The sequence below is a fragment of the Pseudoalteromonas sp. SCSIO_11900 genome, assembly GCF_000576475.1.
Taxonomy (GTDB): Bacteria; Pseudomonadota; Gammaproteobacteria; order Enterobacterales; family Alteromonadaceae; genus Pseudoalteromonas; species Pseudoalteromonas tetraodonis.
On sequence record NZ_KK070025.1, the window covers coordinates 387054 to 410138 of the forward strand.

Consider the following 23085-nt stretch of genomic DNA (forward strand, 5'->3'; position numbering starts at 1 on the left):
CAAAGTGGGCTTTTTAATACACTAATTTAATCAATCAAATTAGAACGTGTAACGAACACCTACACGCATTTCCCATAAAGAGGCATCGCGTTGTACAGACTGTTCAGCACTACGTGCACTGAAGTTTGAGTAAACGTATTGACCTTGGTCATTAATATTTACTTCAACCATCTTATTACCCACGAAAGAGCCTTTTCTTAACACACCCCAATCATCGTTTAACATATTCGTTAAGTTATCGATTACGAAGAATGCTTCACCTTTATGGCCATCCATAAAGCCAGGTACTTCTTGAGTAATTTTAAAGTTAAATTTAACGAACCAATCAGAGTTTTGTTGGTTACGACCTGTGATTTCACCACGTTTAAGGCCTTCAGATGCAATAAAGTCGTTAAACTCATTGATTTCATCCGCACTCATGTTGTAGACAACGTTTGGATCATTTTCAAGTGGTACATACAATAATTGACGCGCGCCATTTGAATTGTCGTCACCAAATTGAATATCGCCCGCACCCGTGTCACGATTACTCTTGTAAGTAAAGCTATATGGTAAACCTTTATATGCTTCACCAAATAGGTTAAAGCGGGTGTTATAACCATCAAAGAACTCGTGCTTATAACCTAGGTTTAATGTAAAGCGATGTGGGATTTCGTAATCAGATGATGCCACGCCAGGGTTACCTGGGTTTGATGTTGCTAGGTTACCGTAGTTTGAGCTGGCTACAGAGCTAGTCATTGGGTTTACATCATCTGCATCAGTGTAAGCGTATGAGAACTGAACGCTAACGCCATTATCAAACGCTTTGCTCACTGCTGCTGAAATGATTGATGATGAACCGCTATCGCCGTTAACATTAGTCAATAAAAGCTCGCCATCACGACCTTCAATTGATTCATACAAAGGACGACCGTCAAAGCTAACTTCACCTGTAGGGCGAAGTGCGATATCTTGTAATGTCGCTGCATCTCGTTTATCAGTGTAAAGGTAATCTAAAGCAATAACATAATCGTTTTCAGTAGTGTAGGTTGCACCTACTGAATATTTCCATTCTGATGGAATTTCAAAGTTAGGATCAACAGCGTTAACAGTACCATCACCTGAACCGATTGGCGTATTAGCTACCTTATCAAACTGAGATTTTGGAATATCAAAACCTGGGCCCGCACCTGTAACTGTAACGTTTTCAGGAGCAAATAAGTCTACGCTACCAAACTGGTTAGCACTAATATTTGTAATACCGTCATTTGAGTATGAGTTAGATAACCATACATTTGGATTTCCGCCTGAGAACAAGCCAACACCTGCACGTACTTCTAATGCATCGGTTGCATACCACTCAAAACCAACACGTGGTTGAATTAGATCAATACCATCAAACGTTGACTGATTGCTAAAACCGTAACGATCAGTAAAGTTTTGGTTGAAAGTAGGTTTATCATCGCTTGAATAACTATCGTAACGAAGACCAAATGTTAATGATGCATCGATATCTGAAAAGCTGTATTCATCTTGTACATAGAATGTATTTTGTGAATAAGCGAAGCTAGCAGCTGCATCTGTAGGATCATTTGTGCCTGCTGCATTATTGTAAAATACTGCACTAGCAATACCTTGCTCATAAGCATCGATAGATGCAAAGCGCCATTCACCTTCAGTATGTTGTACGAATTGGTTAAATACTTCTAACTTTTCATACTCAAAACCAGCGGTAATCGTGTGCTGATCAAGGTAGTAAGTACCTGAGAATTTAGCTGTTGTGGTATCGTAGTTTAAATCATTTGATTGACGAGAGTCATCAGGACCAATGTACACAGTAGCGTCGTCAGTGCTGATTTGGAACTCACCAAAACCGCTTGCTGCGTCTAAAGATTGAACGCGAGCGTCAAGCTCTGATTTACCTAAACGAACTTCAGTTGAAAAGTTGTCATTCCAATCAGAGTAAAGTGATGCAACGATTGAGGTAAACTCAGCACCTTGCTCATAAAAGTGGCTGTCAAATGCGAGCTCATCACCATCTGCATCTGATTGCGATAAAGTAAAGCCATCATTGTAGTTATAAATTAGGTTAGCACGATGGTCATCATTGATGTTCCAATCTAATTTAACTAAGATTTTTTCATCTTCTACTGGCGAACTCGCTGGTGTTGTGCCTGCATCATAAAGGTATTTATCTTTAGTGATTTGTTTGATACGTTCAATATCAGCTGACGATACTAAAGATGAATAGTTAAACTGTTTAACACCTTCAAGTTTCTCGTAAGAGGTAAACAAGAAAAGCGTATCATTGATTAGTGGTAAGCCAACGTTGAAACCATAACGTTTTTCACTGTAATCGCCGTTGTCAACGTCATTACCTTCAATCTTATCGCCTTTCATTGAATCGTTAGTGTAATCGTAGAATACACCACCGTGAATGTCGTTGCCGCCAGATTTGGTCACAGCGTTGATGTTACATGATGTGAAACCACCATATTGAACATCAAAAGGGGCTAATTCTACCGCTACTTGCTCGATTGAATCAAAAGAGAACGGAGCGCGAATAGTAGGGTAACCGTTTGAGCTTAAACCAAAGTTATCGTTCATGCGAACGCCATCAAGGGTTAAGCTGTTAAAACGTGGATTACCACCACCACAGTTGATTGAACCACGGCTATCATCGATAGCAACGCGAGGGTCAATACGAATAATATCTTTTAAATCACGGTTAATAGCTGGTTGATTTTCAAGATCGCTTAATGTGAATGTTGAAGCAGGACCCGTACCACCAGACATAGTGCTAATAGGGCGACCAGTTACTACAATTTGTTCAACATCTGAGATATTTTCAAGTGAAGTATTAACAGGGTAGTCGCTACCAATGTTCAAGATAATATTATTGAACTCTTGGTCAGCGTAGATGTCTGAGTCTACGATTACTTTGTAAGGGCCGCCAACACGAAGTCCTTTAGCAGTAAAGTAACCAGCGTCATTTACTTCAGTTGTTTTAACAGAGCCTGAAGGAACGTGTAAAATAGTAATTTTAGTTCCTGCAGCAGGGTTACCGTTAGGTCCAGTTATTTGACCTTTAATTGCTGAGGTTGTTTCGTTTGCAATTGCAGCACCACTGACACCAACACATGCTGCTATAGCAAGTGATAGAGCTGTTTTGCGAAGTTGAATTTTCATTTTATTTTCCCGTGTAGTTAAATAAACTTTTAATAGCTTTTTTATTTTAATTTTGGCTTAAGCGACCGCAAAATACACTTAACCCAAAATACTTACATAGTGTACCTCATTTGTTTGTTACAAATAAAATACAACTGTAATTTTTTTATTATAAAACACTTTATTTATGAAATTTAGCATTTTATCTATGTTTCAATATTTTACCGTGCAAATAGTAAGTAGTTTTTATGACAAACAGATGAAAAGTGATTTTTTCCATAAAAAAAGCCATTACATGCATGTAATGGCTTTTTTAATTTTACGAGTTTTTGATGTACAGGCTATGTATTAAAACTTATAGCTAACACCAATTTTAGCTTGCCAAGCAGACGAGCTAGTTTGATATTGGCTATAGTTACGAACATCAGCGCCATTAAATCTGCTATCAATTATATAACGACCTTGATCGTCTAAGCCGCCAAAGTCGTAAACTGCTTGGTCAGAGAAACCTAAGCGCTTTTCTACGCCCCAATCACTGTTTAATAAGTTAGCAAAGTTATCAATCATAAAGTAAACCTCACCGCTATGACCTTTTGCAAAACCAGGGATCTCTTGTTTAACGCTAATATCCATAGTGGTAACCCATGGTTGCGTGCCTGAGTTACGATCTAAGATTTGACCTCGCTCAGAAATACCCGCTCTATTAAGTAGTGTTTCAAGTTCACTCCATGATAGCCCTGATTCATCCCAATTTACATTGGTATCATCTGCACCAGTTGGAATATACGCTAAATAAGCTGAGCTTGAATAAAAGTCACGCGTATCACCTAAGTCACGATCTTCATACATACCCATAGTATAGCTAAATGGACGACCAGAGCGACGTTCGAAATACACATTAAATCTTGTGGCATAACCACTGAAGAACTCAGTGTTATACGCTAAATTAACTTTAAAGCTATGCTCTACTTCATACGCACCACGGGCAGCAAAGTCTTCATTTCGGCTCTTAGTGATATTGTACTGATAGTTGCTTTGTGCACGTGAAGAAGAACCTGAAGACGCTTCTGTTACATCTTGATGCGCATAGCTTGCTGAAATATAAAGGCCATTTTCCCACTCTTTAGCTAGTGCTGTTGTAATAATAACAGAACGACCATCATCAGTTGAGTTAGTCATTGCTATATCAAAGTTATCAGCTAAATCACCGCTGTAAATACTTTCATAGATGATACGCTCGCCGTCGGCCGCTACACCTACAGGTTTAATGGCGGTGTTATGCCACACAGCTTCGTTTTCTTTTTTGTGATAAGCAATTTCTGCTTGCCATTTAAAGCCTTCACCTAGTAATTCAGAATCAAAGTCGTACTCAAATCCAAGTTGTGCACGAATACTTGACGGTAGTTCAAAGTTAGGATCAACATAGTTAGTGCTACCTGCACCTTGAACTAAAGAGCCTTTTATGGCATCTGGTACTTGAGTGATATCAGCTTGATTATTAGCATAATAATCGTTAATAGCACTTTGAGGTGCATCTACAAAAGTAATGCCATCGTTTTGGAATGAGTTATTGTACCAAACGTTAGGGATACCACCTTGGAAACGACCTACACCACCGTTAACTGTTAATGCTTCTGTAGCGTAATACTTAAAGCCAATACGCGGTAGAATAATATCTAACCCATCGAGGTTTTCTTGATTGCTAAAGCCATAGGTGTTTAAAAAGTTTTCGTTGAGTGTTGGTTTATCATCAGAAGATAAACGCTCATAACGAACACCTGCCGTTACTTCTAAATCATCACCAACATAAAAAGTATCTTCAATGTAAAGTGCTAATTGATTACGGGTTGCGTCGTAAGCAGTGTCATTAGGGTTATTTGTAAAGGCATTGCTGTAGCTAAAATCGTATTCTCCTTTGTAGTTACCTACTTCACGATTTTCGAAACCATTAAAGTTATCAAATTCCCATGAACCGAGAGAGTTAGCTGCAAAAAGGTTGTATAAGTTTAACGACTCATATTGCATACCAAAGTTAATTTCATGCTCGTCCATTAAATAAGTGGCATCAAGAGAAAGTGTTAAATTTTCTGTTGCTGAGCTATTTGCATGGCGAAACTCATCGGTACCAAAGTTATAAGAAGGCCCGCGGAAGTATTCTTCAACTTTAACGCTACCAATATCAGAATTTGTTAAACTTCTCGATGATACATCTTTGTATGCAATACCGATTTCAGTTGAAAAGTCTTCATTCCAATCTGAATATAGCTTGGTAGCAAAGTTATTAAACTTGGTTGCGTAGGTATAACGACTTGATGCAAACTGAACTGATGTGCCACCAGTACCAAAGTTTGTTTCATCTTTGTCATCTTGCCACTGATAGGTAAAATCTAAGCGATGATCATCAGCAATGTTCCAGCTTAATTTTACAAGTAATGTTTCGTTGGTGTCTTTAGGATCGCCTCCAAGAGAGTCTGTTAAGCCGTATTCGTTATTTAGAATATTAAGGAAACGGTTATAGCTTTCTTCACTCACATCGTATTCGTTGGTTGCGCCTGAACCTTCAAAACCATAATCTAAATCTAGTTCACTCGACCATTTGTTGTAGTTAACAAAGTAAAATAAGGTATCGTCTATAAGTGGGCCGCCAACATTAAAACCGTAGCGTTTTTCAGTTTGGTTAGGTTCTACTTGTTCAACAATGTATGTGCGGTGACCATCGTCATCTAAAACAGGGCGGTTATCAGCAAACACTTGAGATATACTGTCTACATCGCCTGCAATATCAGGTGTTGATGTTTCGTAAAAACCAGAAAACTTAAATTCGTTAGTACCTGACTTAGTTACCGCGTTAATAGTACCACCACCAAAGTTACCTTTAGAAGCAGAGAATGGAGAAACATCAACAGATATTTGCTCAATTGCATCAAGGGCTACCGGAGGCTGTGAAGTCGGGTAGCCGCCGTAACTTAAACCAAAGTCATCATTTTGGCCAATACCATCTACGGTTAAACCATTCGTACGTGGGTTGCTGCCAGCAAAAGTTAGCTCACCATTACCATTAATACTCGCAAGCGGATTTAAACGTGCGATATCTTTAATGTCACGGTTAAAGCTAGGCATATTATTGATAGTATCTTCGCCAAACGTACTACTAGAGCCACCTGACTGTTGTACAATTTTATAACCAGAGACTTCAATCTTTTCAATGTTTAGCGGCGCTAATTGCGATGTTAATCTGTAAGTTTCGCCAAGGTTTAAAAAGATGTTTTCAACGGTGGTATCGTTAAACGTATCAGAGTCGATGATCACAGTGTAAGGTCCACCAACACGTAAACCATTCGCAATGAAAGTACCACTTTCATTGGTCGTTAGTTCACTAATTGTGCCGGTTGGTTGATGAACAACCTTAATTTTAACGTTTGCAGCGCTCGCACCTGAAGGTGTGGTTATTTTACCACGCATTGCAGATGAAGTGTCAGCAGCCATAGCGCTTGTTGAAACTCCTAGAGCTAGAATTACAGCCCCAGTTAATTTCGAAAGGCGAAGCTTAGTCATAATGTTGATTTCCCATGTAGATGATTTAAGTTAGAAACTAAATTTAATTTTGTTTTTGCTGTGTTAAGGCCATTTTTGATTGCGTGTTAGCAGGATCAAATAATGTATTTAACAATCCAGCCAAGCGAATTCCCGCTTGTTGCAAGCGTGTTTTCACAATAGAGGTGTTGTTGTAGATATAGTCGTAACTAATCTGTTCTTCTGTTGATTCATATATTTTTAGGGCTAAGTTGTGCGACTCTTCAAGCCAGCTTGTTGGTGTGCTTTGTAAATATTCACTAATTAGCTCGCTGTTGTTGGTATTTATAAACTGAGCGTACTCAGTAAAAGATAAGTTTTCGTTTTCAACTAGTTTGGTGTCCCATAAGCTATGTAGGTTGGTCTGTTGATTAAAAAAAGAAACCTTAACGCGATTGCCGCCTCTATCTTCTGCTCTTCCTGCATGAAATGGTTGATGGCTGTCACCCACTAAATGCACCAAAAAACGCAAGCTAAACTGTTTGGCCGCGAGGCTTGATTTATCATCTTTCAACACGCGGATAGAGTAGTGAATGCCTTCTAATATGTTTGTTACTGATTCTTTGTGTTTAGTGTGGTCGTGGTCAAAACTAAAGGTCGCGTTGTCATCAGCATTAATGTAATGCCAACGAGATGATTTTTTTTGCCAAAAGTCACCTGGTGCAGATCGCATTTCGTCAGGCCATGTTGAAATCTGAGCTAAAGATTCGCCATTGAGATAGGGAATAAGTGCAGTCTTAGTAGTTTCGCTTATGTGCGACTCTGCAATTTTACCCACTACACGATGCCCGTTTTGGCCCCAAGCATTACAATCTGTGCTTGCAAATATTGCACTAATTAAAAGTGTTAAAGAAAGCGAATATTTTACATTTTTGTACATTGAAGCATCCTAGTTAGTGTGACATTTATTTGGTAAACGCTAGTAAGGTCAATTGTCCTCATTTTTTTAGTTGATAGAAAGGACTCAATAAAATTCATACTTTCTTATTTAAAATTATTTATATTCAATGGGTTGTGTTTAATGAGTAAAATTACCTGTTGAAATAAGTAATTAAAATTGTTCAAATGAGTTATTACTCTAATTTAAACGGGTGTTTTTTGAATATTAAGAAGTTAATGTTGCATAAAACAGCGATTGTTACATTTATGTTTCTGGGCGTGTTGCTAAGTTGGTTTTCAGGTCAAGTTATTGTGGGCGAGGAAGATATAACGTTTCCAGTAATAATTGAGACATCAACGACATGTCAAACAACGGCAACAGCTAATAAGAGTCAACTTATAGTATTTACCCCCTCAAAATACGTTGCTCAATTACTTACTCAAAATCTCTGTGGTGACAAAGTAGTGGCAAAACAGTATGGCTCTGTCATTGGCTATTGGGGGTATAGAACCGTTGATAGCTTAGAGTTTGTAGGTAAAGGTATTGCAGATTTAATTTTAGCGAAAAATAATATTATGGATGCGTTTAAGGCTGAATCTACTTACAACTATCAGCCTGTGGTTGGCTTTTCTGATTACACTGCGTTTTTTATCTCTTCAAAAGAAAAACCAAAGATCAGCAAACAATATTTTTTAGATAAAAAAATCGGTCTGTTAGATTATCCAACGAGTCGCTCAGGGCACATTTTACCCAAACAAGCCTTTAAAGAGCTAGGCCTAAACATTGCTCATCTAAAAATAACCTATGCGAGTTCACATAATGAATTGAGAGAATTATTGGCGAACGGGGAAGTAGACCTTATTGCCTCTTTTTGGAGAGAAAGTGACAGTCAGCGTTTTTCAAAAAATTATATTACGCCTATTAGTAGTAATGTGGCAGGCACCCGTTGGTACTTAAAAATGCAGCATAACAATACTGATTTACTCTGTGCTGTACAGTCTCACTTATTGAGTATGTCTAAAGAACAATCGTTTCAATATTATCAAGATGTTGAGCCATATTGGCAGTGCAATAGTTACCCCGTTACCTTTATAGGGAAGTCGTAATGAATAGGTTAATATGGATAATATGCACAATTTTTTTATTCTTGGTTTTCTCGTCTGTTTTTTATGTTTCGACAATGCAAAAACAACAGCAAGTAAATAAATTACAAATAATACAAATAGAAAAACGAATCGCTTTAGACTTACCTTTGTTAGATTTATCAAATGAGCTGCTTAAACACTCAGGTAATAAAGCAGCTTTACTTAATTATATTCAAATCTTAAACACCTTTATTGATAGAACCGGTATTGAGGTTGTAGCTATAACGCCACAACATGAATTTGATGCTTCTTTAAAAACTTCCACAGAGTTTATTCGAGAGTTAAATAGTAATAATGGTGTGGTGTTTATTGTTTTGTCTTTGAGGCAGCCGTATTTTACGCGTGATGTGGTGGCTATTTATGGGATGCTTTTTATTCTTAGCATATTACTAACATACTTAATAAAATTAGCCTATATCAACAAAAATGATGATAAGCAGGTTATTCACGCAGAATCAAATACTACAGAGTCAAAACCATTAACCCTGATCATTGATTTAAAAAGTAAAACCTTATCGAGTAGTGTTTCTTTGGAGCACCAAGTGGCTTTGGCAAACAAACCTCTATGTTTTTATTTAGCGCTTGTTGAATATTGCACTAACAATTCAGAGATCAAGCTTAATCATAACAAGAATGTACCCGAGGAATTGATAGAGCTTGCCAATAAGTATTTCTATCGTTTAGTTGAGCTTGGTCATACAGTAAGAAAGCGTCCAAACTTTAATAACAGTCTAGAGAAAACATTAAGTGAAATTCGTGCCGCACTGGATGACGTGTTAAATGATTGCCCTGAACAAAAGGGATTATACTACCCACCGAAAGCATTTGGAGAGGGCTCACGCTCACGAATGCACAGTTATGGGTTAGCAAATGTGGGTCAAGGAAATATAAAAATAATAGGAAAGTAATCGTGGTTTGCTACTTAATCATAACTCTGATTAAGAGAGCTTAAATTGGCCTGGTTAGCACATAAATCTCAACGATGAGTGTCATTACTATATCAATGACACTCATCGTTGTTCAATACAGATTACTATTTAGGTGCAAACTCATGTGCATCAACAGGGCTGTGCTCTGCAAAAAATCGTTTTAATGCCTGAGCGTCCGTTTCATCGGTGCTTACGAATCCTTTCATGTTAGTAATTTTAGGGTAACTATCGCCACCAGAAGCATTATATTCATTAATACTCATGCGGTATGTTTTGTTTATATCAAGCGGCTTGCCGGCGATGAACACGTTAGTTACTTGATCCTCTTTAAGTTCAAAGGCTAGGTTGTGGTATTGCATGTAGGCTCCAGAGTCTGGTGGGAAACGCGTCACGACATTTAAATAGGTTAAAATATCATTGCCTTTGAAATCGATATAGGCGACACGGTTTTTAAAAGGCTGTACTTTGAGTATGTCTTTATAACTCACGTCACCCGCATTGATGCTATCGCGAACACCGCCACCACTGATAATGCCAAAATCGGCACCTACGGTATTCATTTGCGCTTGAATAATTACCCGAGCAAGGTTAGTTTGTTCAAAGCGTACTTTGTTACGATCACCCTCGAGTCTGTCATTCACAAAGCCAATTTTACCTTCAATTTGCTTTGCACCTTTTTTTTGGTACGCCGCTAAAAAGGTTTGTAGCGCTGGATCTGGTTTAATGTAATTTGCAGCAAGTACGGATTTTACGCTACCGTCTTTTTGCTTTTTATCTACGTACAAATTAACGGGCAATAATTGATAACTTAGCAGTGATAATTGACCGTTTTCTAATTTAAACTCCGCTTTACCCACATACTTACCCCATTCATGGGCTTGCATTATCCAGGTTCCATTTTGCTGATCAGGTTTACAGGCTAAACCTGGCTTAAAATTCTCATCTGTGACATTTTCTGCAGCCATACACACTGGCTCTTGGGAATGGCCACCAATGATCATATCAAGGGCATTTTTATCTAAAGAGCGAGCAAGCGTAACATCACCTGGGGCATTGATCCCATAATTAGCATCTACGTAGTGTCCCATGTGGGTTACGGCAATGGTAATGTCGGGATTGTATTTTGTTTTTAGGGTTTGGGTAAGTGAGGCGGTAATTTCAACAGGATCTTTAAAATCTAAGTGACCAATGTATTGCGGGTTACCAATTTTAGCGGTGTCTGTCGTTGTTAACCCAATTACGGCAATGGTTAAGCCGCCTTTGTTGAATATTTTATAACGTTCAAAAATAGTTTCGTTAGTTTGTTTATCAAAGATATTAGCCGATAAAAGAGGGAAGTTAGCCCATTGCTGTTGCTGTCTTAATACACTCAATGGATTATCAAACTCATGATTACCTAGTGCCATTGCGTCATAGCCAATTTTCGACATGCCTCTAAAATCAGGCTCAGCAAATTGCAGGTCTGATTCAGGGATACCAGTATTAATATCACCACCTGATAATAATAACACCTGATGCCCTTGTGCTTTTGCATCGGCTCTTAGCTGGTCGATTAGGGTTTTACGCGCAGCCATACCATATTCGCCTTTTTCATTATGCCAAAAACGACCATGATTATCATTGGTATGAAGAACAGTTAAGTAGTGTACTGCAGGTTTATTGACAGAGTCACTGGCACAGCCATATAAACCAAGAAATAAAATGAGAAAAACAAGAGTACGCATAAAATACCTATCGATTAACAAAACTCAGTATAGTAGGCGGCTAGTTTAAACTAGTTCGAGTTTAAAAAAACGCACTTCTTCATGTTTTTTCAGCCAATGAGGCTTCACGTTGCTGCTCTACAACCCGTTTTCTGCGTGCGAGCTCATCATGTGCGTATTGAGATTTTTGATGATTTACATCAATCATCCATTTCAAAAAGCTGACGGGAAGTTGGGTGTATGGTTCACCTTGGTGTAGCCCAAAGTCACAAATAGTCGTGTTGTTTGCCATTATATTTACTCCTATCACTGTGTAGGCTGATAATAACAAAAAAAGAGTGATTGATAAGGGGCTTTTTAAGTACCTTGCTAGGCTTAAAGTTAATTAAAAAAGAGTCACCTTGATGTATTGCAAGGCTCTCAGACAATTAACTCACCATAACGTGTTTAAAATTAAAATGTAAACAGTTGTAACTGCAGTGTAATTACTTTGATATGAATTGTAGTGTTAAGTGCTTATGTATCGATTTATAAAATGAATAACACTACTCTATGACGCCTAATGACAATAAAAAATAGGAATAATAATGAAGAAGCTTATCTTAGCGTCAATTTTAACTGCAGCGAGCTTTTCAAGCGCAGCAACCATAGTCGAAATGCAAACGAGCCAAGGAACGATAGAAATTAACTTGTTTGATCAACAAACACCTAAAACAGTAGAAAACTTCCTAAGTTAACCTCAGATCTGCATAAGAATTAAAGCCGAGTCACTTTTATACTCGGCTTTTTAGCCTGAAAGGTATAGGCAATTAATCCAGCCATTAAATTAACCATAAATGAGATGCAGCTGCGGTGCCTTGTGTGGTCTATTTGAGCCATATTTTTCAGCTGGTCGAAAACTGTTTCGATGATGAAACGCTTTGATAACATCGCTCTATCCCAAGATGATATTGGCTGACGTTTCATATTACTTCTTTGACCTGTAATAAAATCAATACCTTGCTCAGCAAGTTCCGCTTTTAAGTTTGCAGATACATAACCTTTATCAGCGTATAAACTACCTGCAACATTATCGACCATATCTAATACCGGCTGTCTATCATCAACATTCCCAGCTGTCACTTTTACAGCTAATAAACCCCCTTCATCATTCATGATGAGGTGAAGTTTAAAACCATAAAACCAGCCCATTGTTCCTTTGCCTCGTTTGGCTTCTCCTGCAAAAACTTGGTGGCGAGGAATACGCATGTTGTGACACACCTTGAGAGAAGTGGAATCGATAAATGCAATGCCTGTTGGTTTATCAAAGCGCTGCTTCAGATAGCTACACAGAGCAGGTAACGTGGCCTGAAGTAACTTCAACATACGTGTATAACTGACTAAATCAGGGAAATAATGTCGCCAATACTGACAAACAAATTTGGTGTAGTAAGTTTTAAAATCGCGATAACCTGATTGATGAAAAGCAATTAATATAGTCATCACTTCGCTAGAGGATAGTCGAGATGGCTTAATGCGTTGCTTTTCACCTGATTCTATTAGGTGTTTAAGCCATTGAGGTTCAAACAATAAACAAAAATCATCGACATCTACGTAAATTGCATCTAAGTTATTCATGCCCTTGCCTCGGTAATCTTATGTTTCTTGGTCGAAAGATCTGATCACCGCAAGGGCATTTAGTTCCATTTCTTATGTGCAGCTCAGGTTAAGTTATGTTAATGATGCTGCGTATAATCAAACAGTAATACACCGCTCTGTTGATAAGTTTGTCATTCAAGGGGGAGGTTTTACTTTTTCTGATGAAATGGATCCCATTACAACCAAGCCAGCGGTTATTAACGAACCTGTTTACTCAAATGTAAAAGGCACAATTGCCATGGCAAAGCAGGGCGGCAATGAAAACAGCGCCACTAGCCAATGGTTTTTTAATATGAGTGATAACAGCCAAAACTTAGATTTACAAAATGGTGGGTTTACCGTTTTCGGACAAATAACAGCACAAAGCCAAGAAACTTTAGATAAAATAGCGGCCTTAGTTCATTGTGCAGAGGTACCATTGGTTGGTATTACTAAAGAGCAATGTTCAGATGAAAATGTGGTTATTAGTAATCAAAACTTAGTATCAATACAAACGGTGGTTGTGCTTGATGACGATCCTAATTCAGCACAAAATTTAACACCTAAAGAGAATACATTAATTGATAACGTAGAAGTGACACCACCACAAAGTTCAGACTCTAGTGGCAGTATGGCATGGTTATTAGGCGCACTATTGCTTGTAGCACCTAGGTTAAAACGCACTAAATAAGCCGTAAAAATAACGGCGACTTATCATAGCCGCCGTTTTTTTAGTTGTAAAGTACGCTCACCAGTAGCATTACCCACATTACAAACACAGCTAAGCAGCCTAGCAAAAATACTCTAAAACGGGCTCTTAAATGATTACTACCAAGGTGAATGAGGCTATGAATAATGCGTGTCGCTACAAATATACACGCCAATACTGCAATAGGGACACTCGCCATATTAAGCTGTAAAGCAAGCAAACATCCCGCATAAAAAAGCACAGGTATTTCAAATTGATTACTAAAATTACGATCAGCGACTCTGACATGATCGCCCGCATTATCAAGGCGCATAGCAGCAAAGTCACTTAGCTGTATGTGTTTGTTTTTAGCCGCCGCAAAACGTCGTTTTCCCATTATTACCATCACAACTAATGAAAGTGTTACCTGAACGAACATGGCTATTATTATTATCTTTTCCATAACTTACCTTATTATTTATATTAACTATTCACAATGTGTTACACAATTAAGTGCTAATTAGTAGCATAGTATTAATAGATAATGGTAGCTTATAAGTGATTTAGTCTTTTTATAACACTAAGCCCATATTTAACAGCAATGGATATAACTAAAATGAAACATATCATCGGCTTAAGTGCAATTGCACTGGCAATATTAAGCGGTTGTTCGAATACCGCCACTCTTTCTCAATCATCACAAACATCACTTTTATCACCAACGCTTGTTGTAAGCCCTAACGATAATCGTGAATACAAAACACTAACACTTGCCAATGATATTGAAGTGATTTTAGTTTCTGATCCAAGCGCAGAAAAATCAGCTGCTTCATTGAGTGTCGGTGTCGGCCTGCTGCACGACCCAATGAGCCAACAAGGAATGGCGCATTATTTAGAACATATGTTGTTTTTAGGCACTGAGCGCTACCCTGACACTAAAGGGTACTCCGATTTTATGACTAAAAACGGCGGGGCGCATAATGCCTATACGTGGCTCGATATTACAAACTACATGTTTAAAATTAATAACGATGCGTTTGATGAAGGCTTAGACCGCTTTTCAGACTTTTTTAAAGCCCCTAAGCTTTACCCAGAATACACAGAAAAAGAAAAAAACGCAGTGAATGCTGAGTGGTCAATGCGTCGTGAAATGGACTTTTTTGGCCAATTTAAACTTGCACGTAAAATGATGGGTGAACACCCAGCTAATCGATTCTTAATTGGTAACCTTGAAACGTTAGGCGATAAAGCTGATAGTTCATTACACAAAGAAACTGTTGATTTTTATAATAAATATTATTCATCAAATATTATGAAAGTGGCGTTAATTTCTAATTTACCGCTTGAAGAAATGCAGAAAAAAGCAGAAAAATACTTCGCTGATATTAAAAATAAAAATATTGAAAAGCCAAAAGTATCAGCCAAGCTAGATTTTGATAATGCCGGTGGTAAACGTGTTTTTTACTCGCCAAACGAAGACGTTAAACAATTACAACTCGATTTCACAATTACTAATAATCAAACTGAATTTGCAGTAAAACCTAATCGTTTTGTTGCCTATTTACTTAGCAATGAAATGCCAGGTAGCCCAGCACAAATATTACGTGATAAAGGCTGGGTATCGCAGTTATCAGCGTCTGCTTCACCAAATCAATATGGTAACTATGGCTCTTTAAATGTGAACATAGAGCTGACTGATGAAGGCATGAAAAACCGCGAATCAATTGTCGCGACAATCATGCAATATATTGACTTGATTAAGCGTGAGGGCGTTAATAGTAAGTACTTTAATGAAATTCGCACTTCTTTAAATAATCAGTTTAAATTTTTAGAAAAGGGCGATGAGTTTAGCTACGTCAGTGCGCTGACTCAAAGCATGCAAGATTATCCGTTAAATCATGCGATAAACGCACCGTACTACTATGCTAAGTTTGACGCTGATGCGGTGAACAATGTACTTAAGCAACTTAATGCCGATACACTGCGCATTTGGTATATTTCTCAACAGGAAGATACAGATTCTGAGCTGCATTTTTACGATGGCAAATATAAAATTAATGATATTAGCGATGCAGAAATTGCCAGCTGGGAAAAACCAAGTGAATTTAATTTAGCCTTACCAAGTGTTAACAATTTACTGCCAGAGAGTTTTGCAATTAAAACGCAGGCTTTTAAAGAGCAAAAACACCCTGAACTTAGCTATGATAAAAACGGTGTAAAAATCTGGCGTCAAGCAAGCCAGCAGTTTGCAGAGCAGCCTAAAGGTTTAGTTGAGGTGTATATCAACACACAAACAGGGTTGCGTGATATTAACTCAACCGTCCTTTATTCTGTGTGGGCAGATTTATATAACACCCAATTAAGTCAGCTACGAACCGAAGCGGCTATTGCCGGTATGAATGTTAATTTAAGCTCAAGCAATGGCTTAGTTTTATCATTAAGTGGTTTTACCGATAAACAAGATACTTTACTTAAACAAGCGTTAGCTGGATTTGACGATGAAATTTCAGCGCAAGCATTTAATCAAGCGATTGACCGTTATCAACGTGATTTACTCAATCAGCAAAAACAGTTCCCGTATGCACAAGCGTTTAGTGAATATTCAAAACTGACTCGAACCGGTAGTTTTGATACTGACGCGCTTATTAAGGCAGCTCAATCACTGACACTCGCTGATTTACAAGCATTAAAACAAAGCACCTTAGCGAATAATAACTTACGTGTATTTAGCTTTGGTAACTATGATCAAAAAGATATTGATGCCATTGCTGCTGAATTAACGGCTATCTTACCAAATAATCATACAAAATCTGAGTTTGCTCGCAGTAAAGCTTGGTTACCACAACAAGGTGAAGCGCGCGTATTACACAAAGATATTGATGTAGCCGATGTAGCCGTTGTCGATATGACCATTCACCCAACGCCAGGTTACAAACAAAAAGCGCAGGCGGCGGTTTTACAAGGACACTTTAGAACAATCGCGTTTGACAAAATGCGTACCGAAGAACAACTAGCTTATGCGGTAGGGGCGTTAGCGCGTCCTATTGAGGATTACTCTGGTATTGGTTTGTTTATTCAAACACCGGTTAAAGGGCCAAAAGAAATTCAAGTACGCTTTGATAAGTTCAAAAAAGAGTACGCTTCTGAGCTTAATGCTATGAGTGAAGAAACATTTGCACAGCTTAAAAATGCAACTTTGGTTTCGTTAAAAGAACAGCCAAAGAATTTAAGCGACGAAATGAGTCCATTGATTAACGATTGGTACCGTGAGAACTTTGATTTTGATTCAAAACAAAAGTTAATTGCAGAAGTAGAAAAAGTCACCCTTGCTGATATTAAAGACTACTACCAGCAAACCATGTTAAATCCACAAGCAGCCCGCTTAAATGTGCAATTACGTGGCAGTAAGTTTAGTGATAGCGAGTTTGCTGATTTGCCAAACCAAACTAAAGTGACAAGTTTAGATGTTTACTACAGCGATATAAAATTGCAAAAGTAAGTTGAAATTACTCAAAAACCAAACAAAACCCAGTAACAATGACTGGGTTTTGTTTTAACGGCGTTAATTATGGTTTTAGTAAAATGGCTACCATTGTCATGTTAGGCCATAAGTAAAAAGCCAATGATGGCAAAGCCTGCAGCAATTAAGGTATAAGGTAATTGCGTTATAGCATGAGTGATCAAATTACAGCCAGAGCCTTGTGCTGCTAGTACGGTTGAATCAGAGTAAAAACAGGCTTGGCTACCAAATGAAGACGCTGAAAGTAATGCGCCAATCACCAATGGAATATTTGCATCAACCGCCGTCGCAAGGGGCATGACAATAGGAATTGAAACCGCAAAAATCCCCCAACTTGAACCCGTCGCAAACGCTAATATCGACATCGCAATAAATACCACCGCAGGTAAATAGCCAGCGGTCATATACGGGCTTAAGCTGCCAATCACAAATTGTGGCAAGCCAATTAAGTCGCATACATCTTTAAAAATAAAGGCGGCAATCACGGTTCCAATTGCGGGGATCATACTTTTAAAACCATCCAGCATACGCTCAATCATTTCGCTAAAGCTCATTAATTTTTGTAACGCATAAAATGGCAAAGTGACAGCCATTGTCGCTAATAGACCTTTGTACACATCTATTTCAAAATATACGGTAAATGCGACTAATAAAAAAATCGGCAACAAAAAGTTATATAACTTACCTTTAGGATCGGCATCTTCAAAGTGTTCTTCTGCTGCTTTTACTGCATATTCATCGGCGGTTTGTACTTGAGTATAAATCGCAGGCTCTAAAATAGGAGCGTGAGTTAGCGCCTGTTGCTCGGCTTTTTTCATTGGGCCAAAAGTAGGGATCACGCCGGCAATAACCAGCACCACAGTCAACACCGCAAACCAGGCATAAAACATGTACGGAATGGCTTGAATATAAACGGCAATGCCTTTGCCTTCTTCTGCGATGCCGTTATCCACTAACAGGCCACCAAAAAATACAGCCCACGTTGACAAAGGGACGAGTACACAAATAGGCGCTGCCGTTGAATCAACAACGTAAGCGAGCATTTCACGACTCACTTTAAATTTGTCGGTGATCCGCTTCATGGTTTCACCCACGGTAAGCGCGTTTAAATAATCGTCAATAAATATCACGACACCCAAACAAAAGGTCATAAATAAGGAGGATCGTTTACCTCGGGTGTACTTTAAAGCCAAACTACCAAACGCTGAAGCCCCTCCAGTACGCACTAATAAGGCAATAAGCGCACCAAAGCCGCCACACACAAGTATTAACCAACCAATGGTTTCATCTGTCATTACTTTGAGTGATGTGCTGGCAAAATTTGAGAGAACTTTGCTAGGGTCAGCTAAAACAAAGCCAACTAATGCACCAATCAGTAACGATAAAATAGGGCGGCGTAAAACAACAGCCAATACAACCACTACCGCAGGCGGCAGTAGAGTTAACGCAGAAGGTTCAAGCATTTATAAGATCACAAAATTAAAAGCAGATTTAAAAAGTAAACTGCTTATACAAAAACAAAGAAGATGATAAGTTCGTTGTTAAATCATTTTCCAAGTCACTGCTTTTGCACGCGTGAAGGGCACTTAAAAAATTATGTTAAATTAATAGTTTTAGTGAAACGCGTTGGCTTTGGCGCCAGCCGGCGCAAGGAATGCATGCCGCTATTGTTGTGCCTTTAAAAACATCGGCGCAAAAATAATCTTCTTTTTTATTTCAGTCAATAAAAAAATATCGGGTCGTGAAAAATATTATCAGGAGTTATTTTGAATATTGCTTTTACAACAGAGCGCTTACACATACGCTTCGCACAAATAGCAGATGCGGCGGAGTTACTTAAGTTGGTTAATCAGGCTAATTTCACTAAATACATTGGTGATAAAGGTATTTATACCTTAGACGACGCTAAAAAATACATCAAAGACAGTTTTATATCTGCTCATAAGCAGCATGGCTTTGGGCCTTATATAATCGCATTACATGATGAAACACTAGTTGGTATTGTTGGGTTTTATCAGCGAGCTGTTCTGCAATATCCCGACTTAGGGTATGCGCTAAAAGACGGTTTTGAAAAAAAGGGCTATATTTTTGAAGCGGCAAATACCTTGCTAAACCATAGACAAAACTTGGGGATTAAACAGGTTACGGCGATCGCCCGCTGTGATAACCGCGCATCAAAAAATGTATTACAAAAGCTCGGTTTTAAAACCCAAGGTCAAGTTATAATAGAAAGCACTAACATTGCGGTAGATGTATATTTACTTGATACAGAGCGAAATTAAATTCGCGCTTTTTCAATTTCTTTTGCCGCAAGGATGTTGATTTGTTGCCACATTTTTTCAAGAGTAGCCACCAATGAATCATAGCCATCAGCATCGATTGACATAACAGATGAAAAATTATGGATGCTTAGTAAACGCCTACCCGATTCTGGGTGAGTGTAGTATAAACGCCATAGACCTGAAATATCTGCATTACCTTGCAGATCACCGTTAAAGTGGTGTAGTTCGTATTCTAATTCGTAAAATGTTTGTTGCTGTTGGTCGGTAATAACGGGTAAGCCTTTGATAACCATCCAGTTTGTCATGGTATTAAATAATGTTTGCTGCGCGCTGGCACTGAGCATAATATCTGGCGACTCACCCCATAGATGATAATTAGCAGCATGGATTTGATTACTATCTACTTTCATAGCAATACCCCGATTATTCAATGCGCCTCTTAGGGTAACTGTTTGCACGCGCAGTTGTGCCTGTGTATCTTGCACATTTCGCGAAGAGTCATTAATGGGCTGCTCAAATTGGTAATACTGAATTGTTGTTTGAATAGCAGAGCTGCAACCACTGATAAAGATCACACCCGTTAAAAGTAAAAATAGTGCTTTCATTATTGCTTCCTCGGTTGTGGATCGTTAGGTAGTGATTTGTCAAAAATGAGCATATTAGGTTGCTCGTTCAAGCCACGAGTAAGAGGCTGAAACTCTTCTGTTAAACGCTTAATTTGTAGCAGTGTTTGCTCAAGTTGGTAGTGCATTTGAGAGCCTGCTTGATAGCTTGCCATGGTTTTGTCAAACTGGCGCATGGTTATTTCAAATTGTTCCATACTTTTGGTTATTTTTTCGAGATTACGATTAAAGTCGCCAGGTAAATTTTGTGTATCGGGCTTATTTAATAATGTGCGCATCTCACTGGCCAGAGCTTGATACTCGCTGAACGTAGTTTGCATTTTGGCTAAACTGTCTTCAATTTTTAAGTTATTCACTTTATTAAGTACATCCGATACTTGATCGGCAAGTACCGTTATACCGCTCGATACACTAGGAAATACATCGTATTGAGCAAGTTTTTTAAGCTCGCTTTTTGGGGTGTCGGTATAAAAGTCAAAATCGACGTAAACTGCACCGGTTAGCAAATTACCCGGTTTAAGTGACGCTCTCATGCCATTTTTAATCCACTCGTTAACGCTTGTTTTCCAATACTCTTTTGCTACCGAGGTGATATGGTATAAACGACCATATTCTACTTTTATCAATACTGGAACTGCGGTATTTTTGGCGCGAAAATGAGCCGGTTTCCCATCTATAATTACATTGGTGGGCGCTTCAACCACTGTGCCGACGCGTGTACCTCTATACTCAACTGGCGCACCAACACGGAGTCCTCTAATCGATTGTTCGAATTCAATAAGGTAATAATCAAAATCATAAAAACGCTCTTCTAAAGCTTGCTTATAACTTTGACTCAAAGAAAAGCTATGACCATCTTGTGCTAAATCGCCAGGGGCTTGCTGATCAGGTAAGCCAACAGAAATACCACCTTTTAATAATTTGCTTAGTGAACCGGTGTTAATATTTATGCCATCAGCAGAGAGATCTATTTCAATACCTGAGTTAACCCAAAAAATAGAGTTTAAGGTGATCAGGTTCTCATAGGGGGCTTTAATAAAAATACCGTATTGCATTGCTTGGTTTTTCCAATCAAAGGTGGCGGTTTCTATTTGGCCTATTTTGTAGTTTTTAAAAAATATGCCAGTACTCACATCAAGTACTTCAGCATTGTAACTGAGTAACTTAAAGCGCCCACCTTGAACATCTTTACCAATTAATGCGGGCTCTTCTTGCAGGGTAAAGCGTTTTTTAAGTTGGCTACTTTCTCCCGGTGAAAACTCTAAATAAACCCCTGAAAGTAGGGTGCTCATACCACTGATCCCAGTTTCATCAATGCGTGGTTTTACTACCCAAATACTGGCATCTTCGGTGAGTAAATTATCATAGTTTTTATCTATTTGTGCTCGGGCTATTACACTGTCTTGGCTATCAGAAAGGCGGACGTGATCAATTTGACCTATTTTGACACTTCGCACTTTAATTTCTGTTTTACCAGCAATAATCCCCTCGGCTTGGGGCATAGTGATGTAGATTGTTTGCCCTTTATTTAATTGATACTGATAAAGCATCCAAACACCAACAAATAAGGCAACCACAGGAATGATCCAAATTGCAGAAATACTTGGTTTTTGTGCTACGTTAGCTGTTTTAATCATGCTTTATTCTCTGCGTTATTATTTTTGGTGAGTCCCACAGTAGGCGAGGGTCAAATGCGTGTGCCGCCATCATTTGGCATAATACCATAACGGTAAAAAAGACGATGCCCAAACCGGGTGTAACCGACATTAAGTTTCCTAGCTGCACTAGTGCAACTAATATAGCCACAACAAACACATCAATCATAGACCATTTACCTATAAATTCAGTAAGTTGATACACTTTTGTGTAACCTTTTGTATGCAGGTTGGCAGGTTTTGTAACCATAAAGCACAAAAAGCTCAAAATAAGCGCTTTGGCTAACGGTACCACCACACTGGCAAAAAATATAATAATAGCAATAGGGTATGAGCCGCTATTCCATAACGTAATAACACCCGAAATAAGGGTTGCAGGTGTTTCATCTCCTAGGCTAATAGTGTACATAATAGGGAGCAAATTCGCAGGAATATAACAAATCAGAGAAGTAACTAACCATGCAGCCGCTTTTTGTACGCTGTAGGGGTTTCTTAAATACGTTTTACTGTGGCAACGAGGACAGATTGATTCAACGCTCAGTTGATGGCAAACATGGCAGGCTTTTATATTCTCATCAATAGCCCGCTCAGTGTTTGAAGTATTTTGAAGTGTAGTGACAGGGCTTACTTGTGACCACAGCCTAGCACGATTTAAACGCGTTAATGCACTAATATAAAAAATAACAAATCCCACATAGGCAAAAAAGCTGATACCAAAGCTAACCTCAGCCAATGACATTATTTTTACCATGCTAACTAAAACACCAATCAAAAATATTTCTGACATGATCCAAGGCTCTAGCGTTAAAGTGAATTTTAATAGCTTTCTTGCAACTGCTTGCGGCAGTGCTTTGAGTGCGCCTAAATGCAAAGGGATCAAAATAATGAGCAAACTCATAGGTAAAATAATAATGCTGATATCGATAAATAAGCCAAGTAGGTCACTATCATAGTTAAATAAAATCCGTGCTGCGTCGGGCAGGGTAATAGTTTGGGTAATGCCATTACTACTAAATGAGATAAACGGATAAAACATACTGCTGAGCAACATTAATAATGCGCTTAAACTCAGTGCGACTATTTCAGTGTCATGGTTTATGTTAATACCGCGGATCTTATGGCTACAGCGTGGGCACAATGCCACTTGTTTGGCATTAATCTCGGGAATATCAATGATAAGATCACAGCTTGGGCAGGCAGTTTGCAAAATGTTAGCTTGTAATTAATTCAATAATTTAAATATTGCTATAAATAAGAGTTAAATACAAACGCTGCGGCTAAATTACTAAAGAAAAGTAACCCCAATAACTGAAAATAAAAACG

The 23085-nt window shown here is 38.4% G+C and carries 15 protein-coding genes and 2 pseudogenes; 6 read left to right on the plus strand and 11 right to left on the minus strand.

Annotated elements, in window-relative coordinates; translation table 11 throughout:
* Positions 1-39 precede the first annotated feature (39 nt).
* The 3 genes from BG00_RS15970 to BG00_RS15980 form a co-directional block, all read right to left on the minus strand.
* Entirely contained in the window at positions 40-3168 is a 3129-nt protein-coding gene (locus tag BG00_RS15970; RefSeq protein ID WP_036983889.1) for a TonB-dependent receptor, read from the minus strand.
* Positions 3169-3495: 327 nt separating this feature from the next.
* A complete protein-coding gene (locus tag BG00_RS15975; protein WP_036983891.1) occupies positions 3496-6702 on the minus strand; it encodes a TonB-dependent receptor in 3207 nt (1068 codons plus the stop codon).
* 43 nt (positions 6703-6745) lie between these two features.
* Complete coding sequence (locus BG00_RS15980; protein ID WP_036983892.1) at positions 6746-7600, minus strand: S1/P1 nuclease; 855 nt, start codon at positions 7598-7600, stop codon at positions 6746-6748.
* 236 nt (positions 7601-7836) lie between these two features.
* On the opposite strand from BG00_RS15980, the gene BG00_RS15985 reads away from it, so the two are divergent.
* Complete coding sequence (locus tag BG00_RS15985) at positions 7837-8706, plus strand: type 2 periplasmic-binding domain-containing protein (protein WP_036983893.1); 870 nt, start codon at positions 7837-7839, stop codon at positions 8704-8706.
* Complete coding sequence (locus tag BG00_RS15990; protein WP_036983894.1) at positions 8706-9653, plus strand: hypothetical protein; 948 nt, start codon at positions 8706-8708, stop codon at positions 9651-9653. The genes BG00_RS15985 and BG00_RS15990 overlap by 1 nt, the downstream gene beginning before the upstream one ends.
* A 125-nt stretch (positions 9654-9778) precedes the next feature.
* Here BG00_RS15990 and ushA read toward each other — a convergent pair whose 3' ends face one another.
* Together ushA and BG00_RS16000 are read right to left on the minus strand one after the other, a co-directional pair.
* A complete protein-coding gene (ushA, locus tag BG00_RS15995) occupies positions 9779-11398 on the minus strand; it encodes a bifunctional UDP-sugar hydrolase/5'-nucleotidase UshA (protein WP_036983895.1) in 1620 nt (539 codons plus the stop codon).
* A gap of 79 nt (positions 11399-11477) precedes the next feature.
* Complete coding sequence (locus tag BG00_RS16000) at positions 11478-11669, minus strand: hypothetical protein (RefSeq protein WP_036983896.1); 192 nt, start codon at positions 11667-11669, stop codon at positions 11478-11480.
* Positions 11670-11964: 295 nt separating this feature from the next.
* Here BG00_RS16000 and BG00_RS17560 point away from each other — a divergent pair.
* Positions 11965-12111: pseudogene (locus tag BG00_RS17560) on the plus strand (peptidylprolyl isomerase); the annotation flags it as partial.
* A 22-nt stretch (positions 12112-12133) separates the two neighbouring features.
* On the opposite strand, the gene BG00_RS16005 reads toward BG00_RS17560, so the two are convergent.
* Positions 12134-12994: an IS982 family transposase gene (locus tag BG00_RS16005; protein ID WP_036981369.1), complete on the minus strand. Its 861-nt coding sequence runs from the start codon at positions 12992-12994 to the stop codon at positions 12134-12136.
* A gap of 76 nt (positions 12995-13070) precedes the next feature.
* On the opposite strand from BG00_RS16005, the gene BG00_RS16010 reads away from it, so the two are divergent.
* On the plus strand, positions 13071-13685 hold the full coding sequence (locus BG00_RS16010; RefSeq protein ID WP_253861422.1) for a peptidylprolyl isomerase: 615 nt from the start codon (positions 13071-13073) through the stop codon (positions 13683-13685).
* Positions 13686-13725: 40 nt separating this feature from the next.
* Here the strand turns inward: BG00_RS16010 and BG00_RS16015 are convergent, their stop codons facing one another.
* Entirely contained in the window at positions 13726-14145 is a 420-nt protein-coding gene (locus BG00_RS16015) for an MAPEG family protein (RefSeq protein ID WP_028834120.1), read from the minus strand.
* A gap of 153 nt (positions 14146-14298) precedes the next feature.
* Here BG00_RS16015 and BG00_RS16020 point away from each other — a divergent pair, with 153 nt between their 5' ends.
* A complete protein-coding gene (locus BG00_RS16020; RefSeq protein ID WP_036983897.1) occupies positions 14299-17181 on the plus strand; it encodes an insulinase family protein in 2883 nt (960 codons plus the stop codon).
* Positions 17182-17282: 101 nt separating this feature from the next.
* On the opposite strand, the gene BG00_RS16025 is transcribed toward BG00_RS16020, so the two are convergent.
* Positions 17283-18665 (minus strand): Na+/H+ antiporter NhaC family protein, encoded by a 1383-nt coding sequence (locus BG00_RS16025; protein WP_036983899.1) that lies wholly within the window; start codon positions 18663-18665, stop codon positions 17283-17285.
* Between the two features lie 303 nt (positions 18666-18968).
* Between BG00_RS16025 and BG00_RS16030 the strand changes: the two genes are divergently transcribed.
* Positions 18969-19484, plus strand: coding sequence for a GNAT family N-acetyltransferase (locus BG00_RS16030; RefSeq protein WP_036983900.1), 516 nt, complete (start codon positions 18969-18971; stop codon positions 19482-19484).
* Here BG00_RS16030 and BG00_RS16035 read toward each other — a convergent pair.
* From BG00_RS16035 to BG00_RS16045, 3 genes and pseudogenes are all read right to left on the minus strand, one after another.
* The gene (locus BG00_RS16035) at positions 19481-20089 is read right to left on the minus strand and encodes a PqiC family protein (RefSeq protein WP_036983902.1); all 609 of its coding nucleotides are present in this window, start codon (positions 20087-20089) and stop codon (positions 19481-19483) included. The genes BG00_RS16030 and BG00_RS16035 overlap by 4 nt on opposite strands.
* Complete coding sequence (gene pqiB / locus BG00_RS16040; RefSeq protein ID WP_036983903.1) at positions 20089-21744, minus strand: intermembrane transport protein PqiB; 1656 nt, start codon at positions 21742-21744, stop codon at positions 20089-20091. Before pqiB ends, BG00_RS16035 begins: the two co-directional genes overlap by 1 nt.
* Positions 21741-22969 (minus strand): annotated as a pseudogene (locus tag BG00_RS16045) (PqiA/YebS family transporter subunit). The gene pqiB and the pseudogene BG00_RS16045 overlap by 4 nt, the downstream one beginning before the upstream one ends.
* Positions 22970-23085: the final 116 nt, after the last annotated feature.

Excerpts from the sequence above, each read along its gene's own strand:
- BG00_RS15990 (WP_036983894.1), top strand. The coding sequence starts at position 8,706 with ATGAATAGGTTAATATGGATAATATGCACAATTTTTTTATTCTTGGTT.
- BG00_RS16000 (WP_036983896.1), bottom strand. The coding sequence starts at position 11,669 with ATGGCAAACAACACGACTATTTGTGACTTTGGGCTACACCAAGGTGAA.
- BG00_RS16005 (WP_036981369.1), bottom strand. The coding sequence starts at position 12,994 with ATGAATAACTTAGATGCAATTTACGTAGATGTCGATGATTTTTGTTTA.
- BG00_RS16020 (WP_036983897.1), top strand. The coding sequence starts at position 14,299 with ATGAAACATATCATCGGCTTAAGTGCAATTGCACTGGCAATATTAAGC.
- pqiB (WP_036983903.1), bottom strand. The coding sequence starts at position 21,744 with ATGATTAAAACAGCTAACGTAGCACAAAAACCAAGTATTTCTGCAATT.
- ushA (WP_036983895.1), bottom strand. The coding sequence starts at position 11,398 with ATGCGTACTCTTGTTTTTCTCATTTTATTTCTTGGTTTATATGGCTGT.
- BG00_RS16025 (WP_036983899.1), bottom strand. The coding sequence starts at position 18,665 with ATGCTTGAACCTTCTGCGTTAACTCTACTGCCGCCTGCGGTAGTGGTT.
- BG00_RS15970 (WP_036983889.1), bottom strand. The coding sequence starts at position 3,168 with ATGAAAATTCAACTTCGCAAAACAGCTCTATCACTTGCTATAGCAGCA.
- BG00_RS15985 (WP_036983893.1), top strand. The coding sequence starts at position 7,837 with ATGTTGCATAAAACAGCGATTGTTACATTTATGTTTCTGGGCGTGTTG.
- BG00_RS15980 (WP_036983892.1), bottom strand. The coding sequence starts at position 7,600 with ATGTACAAAAATGTAAAATATTCGCTTTCTTTAACACTTTTAATTAGT.
- BG00_RS16015 (WP_028834120.1), bottom strand. The coding sequence starts at position 14,145 with ATGGAAAAGATAATAATAATAGCCATGTTCGTTCAGGTAACACTTTCA.
- BG00_RS15975 (WP_036983891.1), bottom strand. The coding sequence starts at position 6,702 with ATGACTAAGCTTCGCCTTTCGAAATTAACTGGGGCTGTAATTCTAGCT.
- BG00_RS16035 (WP_036983902.1), bottom strand. The coding sequence starts at position 20,089 with ATGAAAGCACTATTTTTACTTTTAACGGGTGTGATCTTTATCAGTGGT.